This is a genomic window from uncultured Psychroserpens sp. (assembly GCF_947492715.1).
Taxonomy (GTDB): domain Bacteria; phylum Bacteroidota; class Bacteroidia; order Flavobacteriales; family Flavobacteriaceae; genus Psychroserpens.
Genome location: NZ_CANLNS010000008.1, coordinates 114785 through 127290 on the forward strand (window position 1 = coordinate 114785; position 12506 = coordinate 127290).

Annotated in this window: 5 protein-coding genes; all 5 read right to left on the minus strand. The window is 35.2% G+C overall.

The window, feature by feature from the left end; translation table 11 throughout:
- Window positions 1-10: 10 nt before the first annotated feature.
- Complete coding sequence (locus tag Q0787_RS17250; protein WP_298904212.1) at window positions 11-2338, minus strand: choice-of-anchor L domain-containing protein; 2328 nt, start codon at window positions 2336-2338, stop codon at window positions 11-13.
- 73 nt (window positions 2339-2411) lie between these two features.
- Window positions 2412-7253: a T9SS type B sorting domain-containing protein gene (locus tag Q0787_RS17255; protein ID WP_298904214.1), complete on the minus strand. Its 4842-nt coding sequence runs from the start codon at window positions 7251-7253 to the stop codon at window positions 2412-2414.
- A gap of 187 nt (window positions 7254-7440) precedes the next feature.
- Entirely contained in the window at window positions 7441-7743 is a 303-nt protein-coding gene (locus tag Q0787_RS17260) for a hypothetical protein (protein WP_298904216.1), read from the minus strand.
- Window positions 7744-8180: 437 nt separating this feature from the next.
- The gene (locus tag Q0787_RS17265) at window positions 8181-10022 is read right to left on the minus strand and encodes a gliding motility-associated C-terminal domain-containing protein (RefSeq protein WP_298904218.1); all 1842 of its coding nucleotides are present in this window, start codon (window positions 10020-10022) and stop codon (window positions 8181-8183) included.
- A 39-nt stretch (window positions 10023-10061) separates the two neighbouring features.
- Window positions 10062-12500 (minus strand): T9SS type B sorting domain-containing protein, encoded by a 2439-nt coding sequence (locus Q0787_RS17270; RefSeq protein ID WP_298904220.1) that lies wholly within the window; start codon window positions 12498-12500, stop codon window positions 10062-10064.
- Window positions 12501-12506 lie beyond the last annotated feature (6 nt).

Consider the following 12506-nt stretch of genomic DNA (forward strand, 5'->3'; position numbering starts at 1 on the left):
TTTTAACGTATTAGCGTCTCAATGCAAAGTGGCCGGTAAAAGTTCTGCCATCAATTAAGGTTACCGTAAACCAGTAGTCATCACTTGGTAAGGCTTGGCCATTTAGGGTGCCATCCCATCCCACACTTTCGTTATCAAACTGTGTGAGTAGCTTTCCGTAGCGATTAAAAATCTTGATATCTGTCCCTTGATTAAACTCCGAATTAACTCCATATACTTGCCAGCGTTCATTATAAGGATCGCCGTTTGGTGTAAAGAATTTTGGAAACCCGAGCACAGAAATTACTTTTTCGGTAATCCCACAACCGTTAATATCACGAATAAACACGGTATGAAAACCTGGTGCAACATTAGTAAATATCGATGACTCTTGATATGTTCCATCCGGATTGTCTAAAGCAAATTCATAGTCACCCTCACCTGAGACCTCAATACTCACCGTATTATTGTTTGAGCCTTCGGTTACCACAATATTGTCTATAGTCGCTACATTAGAAGGTAAAACAGTTATAGTTCTGCTTGATGAACAGCCATTAGGATCAGTCACTATAACCGTATAGGTTCCAGGTTCGTTAATATCATTAAATGTAGTATTTACAGACGTGGTCCCTCCGTTAAATAACCATTCGTAATAATAATTATTGGGCAAATCATTTAATACGCCACCAATTAGTGTAATGGTTTCAGGAAAGGTATTGAGGCAATAGATGACTGTTTCATCTTCCATTAATATTGGTGTGTAAAGTACAATAAGGTCGGCAGTGGAGATAGCATAGCATTGATTATTACTCTCAACTTTTACAAATATTGTTTGTATGTCCTGTGTTGTATTTTGGAATGTATTTGCTAAGGCATTGGTGCCTAAAAATGCATCTTCTTCGGTTTCATAAAAACTTACGGTTGCATCCACTGGAATTTGAGGCGCTATTGCTGTTCTTATATCGTTCAAGTTAAACGTTGTAAATCCATCAATCATATCATCGTCGCAGACTTCTAGAGGCGCAATATTGATGATGTTGTTTGAAATTTGGAGCTCTACTTCGGCAACACTATAACAATTGGCTTGGTTGACAACTCTTGCATATACCGTTTGGAATGGTATTGTATTTTGAAAAATATTGGCACCTACTATGGCATTGATATTTTGCTCGGCATCATTTTCGTTTAAGAAAAAATCACTAATAAAAACAGAAGAATCATTATTGGTTACGGCTCCTTCGATATCAAATAGATTATACTGCGTTAAACCATCCTGATTTTGATCACATTCTATTAATACCGAATCAAAGACTATTGGGTTTTCGGCGTATTCAATAATGACTTCACCAAATAAAAGGCAAGTACCTTTGGTAACCTCTACACTATACAAACCTGCATCATCAACCTCTAAGGATGCATTGGTTTCTCCAATAATTTCAACATCATCTTTAAACCATCTGTAGGTATTTGTTGCACCAGGTTCGTTAGTTTGAACTACAAAGGTATCGTCACCGCATATTGCCGTTCCGTTGGCAATTAAGCGATCTGGACCTAAATCTGTTGAAAGTCTAAAACTACCAGCTTCAAGAAATACAGCAGAGTCAAACCGAAAATTTTGTTCATCAGCAATAACCAACTTCACATGATAGGTTTGATTAGGTATAACATCGGCTGTTGCCGTTAGTATGGTCGTTTGTCCATTAAAATTTATAGGAGATACAGCACCATTAAAACCTTCAAAATAGGCTTCGTTTTCTGCATCACAGCCTGGAAGATCTGGGTGTACAGTGGTGACCTTAACAGGTGTTTGTGTTCCAGGTACTAAAGCTATGTTAGTGTATTGTTGATCTCCTGCAGGTCGTATCAAAAAACCGAAGAGATCGGAAAATTCACAGGTATTTGGATTGCCGTCTTGATATTCTTCCGAAGCAAAAATATATCTAAAACTAATTTGAGTAGCCACAGAAGTAAAGTCGAACTCTAAGATTGTGGCATTCGTAGTGCCTGTTTCATTAAGAATAGTTTCCAAATCGTTGTCACCATTCCAATTTGCAGCGGTATCATCACTCAAACTCGTATTTGGTCCAGGAACATTAGAAAGTCTACCAGTGCTCATTACGATTCCAGTTTCGAATGGAAATGATGTTCCAGTAGCATCAAAAAAGCCATAACTTTGATCTGAGTTGTCAAAATTTCCACCTACAACATTAGTTACAACCACGTTATCAATACATTCACTGTCAATGAGTATGTCTTCTATGAGTTGTTGCGGTGTAAATGATTGCGCATCTACGGTAATGTTTTGCCCAAAAACAGAGAACGAAAACAGGAATAATATAACTTTAAAAATGGATTTCATTTGCAATTTTTCCGATTGCAAAGATACACATTGAATGCCTAGTTATGCTTTAAAAAATGTTAAGATTAATAGATTATAAACGTAAAGAAAAGTGACCTTTAACCTGAAAAGATATATTGTCTTTTTTAACATTGGCTACAAACCAATAGTCATTTGCAGGCATTAAATGTCCGTTGTATTGACCATCCCAACCTCTTGAATTTGAGTCTAGGGTCTTGAGTAATTTTCCGTAACGATCATAGATGTATACAATTGTTCCAGTTAAAGTTTCTACGCCAGTGATGTGCCAAGTGTCAAAGTAACCATCGTTATTTGGTGTAAAGAATTTTGGAGCATCGATGACAACAATTTCTTTAGTCACTTCAGAACAACCATTTAAATCGATAATTGTTATTGTGTGATATCCTAGGCTCACATTTTCAAAAAAGCCAGTTTCTTGAGGAGGATCGTTGTCCAGTTGATAGAGATAGTTACCTATACCACTAATGGTTACAGTGATGTTATTTGGATCCGAAAAATCAACAGTCTCTGTAATTTCGATAGTTGCTGCTTCAGATTCTGATACAGAGAATATACGTGTTGTTTCACAACCATTAGGAGTTGTTACGGTTACAGAATATGTTCCAATTTGAGTAATTTCTATTTCTGGTGTCGTTTCATTTGTAGACCATAAATAGGTGTCTCCTGCATTATTAGTGTTTGCGCTTACTATTAGTGGTAAATTTTCTAAACAGATGACCTGGTCATCAATATCTACAACTGGTTTATCAAAAACAACAGTCATAAATTGAGTGGTGCTATGGCATCCAGTTATATTATGTTCAACACGAACGAATATTGTTTCACCATTAATCGCTTCGTAAGTTGTTCCTAAATCGGCAGTGCCATTGTTGGCAGATATAGCATCGTTATGATATGTGACTGTAAACGTGTTTGGATTTTGTCCTCCTAGTATTTGAGCATTTTGTTGTGTTAAATCAAAGGCAAAGAAACCATCAAAGTCATCATCACAGGCCTCTAAACTGTCAGGTTGATTTGCAACAGGCAAAGGATTCACTTGTAAGTTGAACTCATAAATAGTAAAACAATGTGTCGTAGAAAACTCTACTCTTGCAAATAAAGCATCGTTATTCGTTTGATAGTTATAATTGCTGTCTAAAGCATTTTCTTGATTACGCGCGTCCATTTCCGAGGCATAATAACTTACCAATACATTGGCAGTTTGATCGAGTAGTGTGGCGTCTATTTCAGATAAATCGAATTGGTTATTTTCATTGTCACAAATTTGATACACACCAAAGTCGTTAATAGCAGGAGGTAAGTTAACGTCTAACTCTAAAGGTACGGCTACAAAACAATCAGATATTGTGTTAGTAACTCTAATAAAAACCGTTTGAGGATTGGTGAGATTTGTATAACTACTAGGATTTTGAATGGCATTGGTATTTGCTTCTAAATCATCTATAGTTTCAAAATAGGTTACTGTAATATCATCTTGTCTCACATCCAGAATGTCAAATTCGGCTTGTGTGATATCAAAGGTTACAATACCATCATAATCTTCATCGCACATTGTAATTTGTCCTGCAGGATTTACTTCTGGCGATTGAATAATGTTTAATTCAAAACTTGTAACTGAATTACAAATCGTACCATTATCTATAACCACAAAAATACGTTGTGGATTTACAGTATTTGTAAACTGTAGCGGTAAGGCATCAATACCATTTTCGGCATTAGATAATGATGTGTAGAATGTAACATCTAGCGTATCGTTAATACCTTCTGAAATCTCTTGAACTCGCGTGCTTAGGTCAAAAGTTTCAATCCCATCATTAGATATATCATCACAGACGAACCAGTCTGTTGGTTCATTGTATACAGGATTTGTTCCAACTTCTATTATAAAAGATGAGGTTCCGTAGCAATCAATATCTGTTATGTTTTGAACACGAACAAAAATAGTTTGAGGGTTAGATACGTTTTGATAGGCTACAGTTTTATCAATAGCATTTGTGTTGTTATCTGCATCCGACTGATTTAAAAAGTAACGTGTTTCTTTTCCTGCTTGACCGTTTAAAATTTCGGCATCCTTTGTTGAAAATATAAAATCTCCAATCCCGTCACTTTCATCTTCGCAAACTTTGTAATTTGAAATAGCCTCAAAAATAGGAAGCGTGTTCACAATAACTTGAAAGTTTTCTGTAGAATAACAACCCGTGATTGTGTTTTCGATCCTTGCAAAAATTGTTTCTGTACTGGCAGAGTAGGATGATGCTGAACCAATAACGTTTGTATTTAAGTCTGCATCAATTTGCGTATTATAAAAAGTAATATCCCTGTCGGCAGTATCTGCTACTAATTCTGAAATTTTAGAATTCAAATCAATTATAGACATACCATCTTGATCATCATCACAGATAACAATATCCATAGGTTGATTTGATAAAGGTGCAGGCAGTACTTCAATTTCAAAAGAATTTATATCTGTACAAAATGTATCGTTAGACGTAATTCTTGTGAAAAAAGTTTGCGGATTAGATATGTTAGTATAAATAGTAGGTAAGGGGTTAGTATTGTTATCTGCATCATCTTGAGAGGCAAAGTAAGTTACTGTAAAATTAGGCAAACCATTGGTTACTAAAAGATCATAAGCACTTAAGTCTATTGGAGTAAAGCCATCCTGATCTGTGTCACACTCTGTTTGATTTTCAATAGGAGCAAACTCTACTATAGGGTTTATGAGTAATTCAATTTGAGATATTTCTTGACATACAGGACTGGTAAGCGTAATGTATAAAATTTGTGGATTCGTAGTAGGTATAAACGGAACCGAAGTATCAATTGGGTTAACTTGGTTGTCTCTGTCTTCTTCAGTAAGATAATATGCAATATCAACATCATATTCCATCACGTCTTCAACATCAAAGATGATAATTTCGGTAATATTATTTAAATCGAATTCTTGAATGCCATCATTGTTTTCATCACAGTGATTAAAATCTCTTATATCTGTTGCTGTCAATAATAAATTGGTATGAATCTCAATAGGTGTTGTAGAGGCGCAACCTGTATTAGAGTCTTCAACTCTAATAAATACAGTCTGTTCATCACTGTTTATGTTGGCATAATTAGAATCGTCTGCAATAGGGTTTATACCTAGATCTGCATCCTCTTGAGTTTCATGAAAGGTAACTGTTACACCAGTCAAACCTTCTAAGACATTATTAATTATTGATGTTAAGTCGAAATTTGCAAAACCATCATGGTCTATGTCACAAGCTTCTATATAATGATTATCTGTATTTATGACAGGGTTGTTTAATACTTCAATATCTAAAGTTGTTGTTGTTGAACAGCCTGTATTTACATTCGTAACATTTACAAAAAGTGTTTCATTAGGGTTGGTGTTAACATAAGGCATTGGAATAGCGTTAACGCCATTATTTGCATCATCTTGCGTCAAATGGTACGTCACAGAGAGATCAAAGTTGCCATTAGTAATTTCATCGTCTTTTTGAGATAGGTCAATTGTGGTAAACCCATCGGCAGTGCTATCATCACAAGTCGTTAAAATTGTAGGTTGTGAAACAACAGGTAAAGGATTAACAACCAAGTCAAAATTTTGAAAAGCCAAACAACCATTTGTTGTGTCTTCAATTCTTATGAAGATGGTTTGAGGGTTAGATGTATTTTGAAATGTGCCAGATATGGCATTTGTGGCATTTTGAGCATCATTAGATGAGAGATGGTAGGTTACAGCGTAACTTGAAGCAGGAACTGCCGCAATGACCTCTGTATCTTTTGAAGATAAATCAAAAAGTTCCATTTCATCTGCACTAGGATCATCACACAATTCATAGTCTGATATAGGTTCAGCAGATTGCGTTGAACTTAATGTAACATTAACGTCATCTTCAATAAGACAGGTTGAACCTGCTAATGGTATAGAAATCTCTACACGGTAATTACCAGTTTGTGAGACATTAAGCGTTGGTTGCGATTCTCCTGACATAAGAACATTATCTTGAAACCAAGCATAGGTTGCTTGTGTGTTTTCGATATCACCATTTAGAGTAACTTGATCAGCACATGTCTGGATATCTGCACCTAGGTCAACAGTAGAGTTGAAACTGTTCCCTTCTATGAATACTGCCGAATCATAATTTTTATCTGTTTGATCGGCTATAATTAGTTTGATATGATACTGAACATTTGGTTGTATGCTTGCAGTAGCAGTCATTACAGTTGTACGACCATTATAATTGGTGTCGCCAAGGTTGTAACCTTCAAAAAATTGGTGGTTTGAAGCATCACAAAAGCCAACAATTTCGTCGTGGATTGTATTTGTATTTACTGGTGTTGAAGTTCCAGGTATAACAGCGATATTTACATATGGATCGTTAGTTCCAGCTTGTTTAATAAGAAAAGCAAAACCGTCTGAGTACTCACAAGGAAAATTACTGAAGTACTCTTCCGAGGCTAAGATGTAATTAAACTGAATTTGGTTCGCTACCGAAATAAAATCGAATTCTATAGACGTAGCATTTAAAGTTCCCGTAATACCTAAAGTGGCCTCTAAATCTGGATCTGTAGTCCAATTGGGTTGCCCTTCATTTAATACAGCAGTATTAACAGTATTCCCTCCAGATGCCGCATTTCCAGTTGATAGCATAATACCGTTTTCAAAAGGAAAGTTAGAACCAGCGCGCTCAAAATATGCAAAACTATTGAAGCCATTAATTTGACCATTAAACTGAGATTGAATATTTGATGTTTCTACACAACCTTGAATAAGGTTGTTTTCAATAAGATTTTGTTCTGAAATTGAATTATCTATACTAATCTGCTGTGCACCAATTGTGAAGCATAAAAGACATGCGATAATGTTGAGGGATTGTTTCAAAAATGTCATTTGTAAGCGGTTAAGTTATGATATTATAATCTTTTAGTTTGGGACTTGAATGATTATACATATGCTGTTCGCTCGAAAAGTAATTGTAATTTAGACGAAATACAAAAAAAGACGACGAAATGCATTAAACTTTAACATTAATAGCATTCTGACCTATGATTTTTTTAAAATTGAACGCTATTTTTATTTAATTATTAATTTGAATCATTTCTAAGTTTATAAATTCGTCGGCATTTTCATCATACTTTTGAAAATGAACGGCTTTAATTTTTTTAGAATAATTTACTTTCAAGAATGTCACGAATTTCGTTTTCAAATGGGATGGAATCTTAAAATCTTCATCGACGCAAAAGCAAAAGCCAGAAAAAGCACTTCCACCTAAAGAGACGTTATTGTCAATAGCAAAATCTATAAACTCATTGATATAGTTTTCATTAAGTTGATTTGTAATCGTTTCTAATAATTCTAGCTTAAAACAGAGTTCTCTCATATAGTGAAATTCTAAACGTTTAACATATTTATGGTAAATTAATGAAAAACGCAAAACGACGAAACATTTGGGGCTTATGTTCCGTCGTTTAAATTAATAGCCAATTTTTGTGTTTTACACAGGAATTTGGACTACAACGGTATCATATTCTCAATTGACTAACGTTAAGATTTGGAGCTGTTTCTCCCGAGAAAAATACGTCGTTGTAGTACCAAGGTAGGTTCCTGCTAGCTTGTTATAAGTCGGTGATATGACTTACTAATTTATAATAGATTGGGTTGAACCATTTCATATATATTCGTTTGATCGATGCACATGCAATTTGAAAATTATAGAGGGAAAGACGACGAACATCGCATTCAATTCTTAAAGGAAATTAAGTTATAATATGTTAAAACACAAAAAAATAAGATGAATGACTTTAAATTTTAACATTTCTAGTAATTTACGTACACCCAGCCTACAAGTGGACGATAATTTGCATCATTGAGGTTTAGTACATAAAAATAAGTACCTACAGGAACAAGTTTACCATGATTGTTTAAACCTCTATTTATTAAACCATACCATTTTTTATTATTGTCACCTTCAAAAATTAAAGTACCATAACGATTGAAAATTTTTAGTTCATGATTTTCAAAAATGTCATACAAACCTTGAATGTTAAACCAGTCATTTTTGCCATCATCATTTGGAGAAAATCCTTGAGGGACATATGGCGGACAGTTTTCTACAGACAAATCCATCTGGTAGGCATCATAACAAGGAGGATTGTCAACCTTAATGAATACTGTCATGGGGTTGCTTATGTTTGAATAGGCTTGCGGATTTATAATTTGATTTTGATTAGACTCTAAATCATCAATTGTTTCATAAAACTCTGGTTCAATAGCCGAAGTGACTGACGCTTGGAAAAGTGCGACTAAATTAAACGTAGCACTACTGAAGCCTTCATTACAAGCAATTTCATTTGGTAATGTTTGAATTGGAGGAACAACTAACAGTTCAATAAGTTCATCATCAATATTGTTATTTTCGTTTATTTCTATAATTATTCCATTGCCAGTACCATCATCGTCTACAACTAGTGTTAATAAAAATACGTCTCCTATATTATCGGGTAGGACAAGGGTGATTGTACCTGTTTCTGAACCGTCTATTGCAATATCATTTTGGGTTTGTGCCTGCCCTATAAGAATACCATCTGCATAAAAGGCAATTGGCGTGTTAACAGGCAAAGGATCTGTGCTATTGGTATTAAATACAGTATAATCTACCATTAAACTTCGATCACCACAATTGATTATATAATCGTCTATCGCAATTGTAGCATCGGGTAATTGGCTATTTAATACGGTTACTATGTTATTTATAATGATTAGGTCTGCTCGAAAAACACCAAATTCATCAAAAGCTCCTGTTGTCATTTTTATGGTAGCACTTGTATCTCCAATATTAATATTGTCCTGAATGCTGTAAACATCGAGGTCGGCATTATAAAATGTATTAGAGTTAGTAAAGCTATTGGTGCCATTAAAAGCATTATCACTTAAATTAAGAGGCGGATTTGATAATACATTATCATTAATTGATAAGGTCTCACCGAAATTTAAGTTATTATCTCCTTCCCAAGCCAAAAAACCAATTTTAGCGCCTTCATTATCAATAACGTTAAGGTTGTCTATGGTAATTGTTTTTTCTTGATTGTTTCTATTAATAATTTCTAAACCTTGATATAAGTTAAGTTGATTTAGTGGAAGTGTGCTATCTTCATAGATGATATAAATACTCCAGCCTGCAAAATTGGTTCTATTATTGCAAAAGCCAGGTGTGTTGGTCAAGGTATCTGTTAAATCTAGGTCAGACAATTCGTAAATAGTATTTCCTTCGGAAAGTATAATATCAGTAATTTCCGCATAAGAAGAAAAATAAGTAAGCGTATCTGTAAAAGGTTCGGAATAGTCTACTGTGTAAGTGTCTTCAGCATCTATCGAAATTCCGTTAAGTATGACGTTGGTATCACCAGTTCCAGATCCAGCCCAGTATAAATACGCTGCAACAACAGTTCCAGAAGAAGTTAAATTTAATGTAGCACTAGAAGACTCTAAAGGAAAACAAAAGCTGTCGTCTAAATTATTTTCAAACGGATTGAGTGTGTTACCAATAGCTGTATAATCATATCTGCCATTAAATTGTTGGAATAATTCAATGTCTTGCGCAAATGAGGGAATTGTAAAAACAAAGGCTATGATTACTGTTATGTATGTTCTAAACCTCATTTGACATATATTATAAAAACCAATTTACACAAAATTTAGTTAGCGTTTTAGAGCAAAATGGCCTTTTAACGTTCTTCCATCTTGCAAATTAACCACAAACCAATAATCGCTTGCAGGCATATTAAAACCTTCAAAGGTCCCATCCCAACCAACACTTAAAGGGTCTAATTCTTTAAGTAACTTTCCAAAGCGATCAAAGATGAGTATTTGTGAATTGGGTTGAAAGTCTGCCGAAATGCCTTTAACCTGCCAATGCTGATTATAGGTGTCACCATTAGGTGTAAAAAACTTAGGAAACCCAATAACAGAGACAATCTCTTCAACAATTCCACAATCGTTTTCAATATCGCGAACATAAACAGTATGGAATCCAAAACTCACATTCTCGAAGATATTACTTTCTTGGTATGGTCCGTTAATATCATCAAGTGCATATTCATAAATACCGTCACCAGAAACAAAAACAGAAATGGAGTTGTTATTGGTTGCATCTGTCACTTCAATATTAGTAAACGTTGCAACGTCTGAAGGCGATACTGTAATGGTTCTATCTTTAAAACAGCCATCTGTAGAGGTAACTCTTACGGTGTACGTTCCTGGTTCATTCACCTCAATTTCAAATTCATCTTCTCCAGTAGACCAATCGTAATAATAGTTGTTAGGAGTATCGTCAATAAGACCTCCTGTTAAGGTAATGGTCTCAGGGAAATTATTGAGACAGTAAAAGACTTCTTCTTGAATAACAATGTTTGGCAATTCGAAAACCGCGAGTTGAATGTCACTAATACCAAAACAAGCATTCATATTCTCAACACGCGCATAAATGATTTGGCTACCTGGTATTGTATTGACAAAGTTATTACCTAGAGGATTGTCTTCAATTAATGCCTCTTCATAGGTTTCATAAAAGGTCACATCTAAATCGGCAGGTAATCCAAACAGAATATCGTCTAAGGCATTAGACAAATTGAAGTTATAAAAGCCATCTTCAGTACCATCATCATCACAAACTTCTAAAATGGCATTGTTAGAAGACGTAGAACTCGTCTCTAAAGTGAGCTCGGCAATATTGGTGCAGCCCGCAACTGTGTCTGTAACCAGAGCATAAATGGTTTGCGGATTGAAATAATTTTCAAAAGCATCGGCATTAAGTTCATCTTCGTTGTTTTCTAAATCGGCAAGCGATACATAGAAATTGATGGTTCTATCGGTTGCACCACCAGTTATATCGTCAAAGGCTTCGTTAAGGTCAAAAATGGTAAAGCCTTCAGGAATCCCATCTTCATCACATTGAATAAGCGTAGAGTCATTAGCTTCAGGAATAGGGTTAACCGTTAAATTTAGAGGAAAAACACCAATACAATCATTCGCAATTTCTTCTATTCTAACAAAAACCTCCTGATTATCAGCCATAGTATTTTCGAACATTGCCGCAATCGGATTGGTGTCATTTTCGGCATCGTTCTCTGTTGCGTGAAATGTGACCGTAAAATTATCAGGGTTTTGACCATTTAAAATTTCAGGAACGGTAGCTTCCAAATCAAACTCGGCTATCCCATTAGCAATGTCTCCATCACTATCATTATCGCAAATGCTTAAATCATTTGGCGGATTGGCATTTATGCTTCTTACATTAAGATCAAATTGAGTTGTGACAAAACATTGTGAAATTGTATTTTCGATTCTGGCGTAAATAATCTCAGCACTATTTGTATTGGTATATGGACTTGCAATAGGGTTGTTACCGAGAATGGCATCACCTTCTGTGGTATGATACGTCACTACAGTATTGGTTTGTGCTCCAACAATAGCAGGAGTGTTTTCGTTTAAATTAAATGAAGCGATACCATCATCAAAAGGCGCTTCATTATCACACATATCAAAAGAAAGTGAGGCATCATTAGTTGGGACTTGTGGCTCTGGTGATACAGGGAATTGAGCAGTTCCAGTCCATTCTAAACTAAAAGGACTATTACCAACAGGTCTATCGATTACTATATAATAGGTCTCTCCAGCTTGGACGGTAATCCAACTTACAAAACTATTTCCATCTGCTCCAGGACCTTCTGAAACGTCCGTCTCTGGATCACTCATCCCAGTTAAATTATTACCTTGATTCGCAGCAGCCGGATTTGTGGTAGAACACCTAATGGCTTGACCAAGGTTTGCACAAGAATTTGTAGGGCCAAAAACAGAAAAATCGTAATCTTCATTGATGCTGGTGCTATTTGGTGTTAATACAAAACCTAAAGTTCCACCTTGTTCAAAAGTAAGTCTAAACCAGATAGTGTTGTTTTCTACCATACCACAGGCATTGGAGAATGTATCAACATTTCCAGTACCGCTCACATCTAAATCTACATTAGAATTTCCGCAGATTTGAATAGCATCTACACAATCATTTGGGGTTTGTGCATAGAATTGATTAACAAGTAAAGAGACAATGATTAATACTAATAATTTGGGGGTTCTGTTCATATAGGT

Coding starts and splice junctions, on each gene's coding strand:
- Q0787_RS17250 (WP_298904212.1), bottom strand. CDS start 2,338: ATGAAATCCATTTTTAAAGTTATATTATTCCTGTTTTCGTTCTCTGTT.
- Q0787_RS17255 (WP_298904214.1), bottom strand. CDS start 7,253: ATGACATTTTTGAAACAATCCCTCAACATTATCGCATGTCTTTTATGC.
- Q0787_RS17260 (WP_298904216.1), bottom strand. CDS start 7,743: ATGAGAGAACTCTGTTTTAAGCTAGAATTATTAGAAACGATTACAAAT.
- Q0787_RS17265 (WP_298904218.1), bottom strand. CDS start 10,022: ATGAGGTTTAGAACATACATAACAGTAATCATAGCCTTTGTTTTTACA.
- Q0787_RS17270 (WP_298904220.1), bottom strand. CDS start 12,500: ATGAACAGAACCCCCAAATTATTAGTATTAATCATTGTCTCTTTACTT.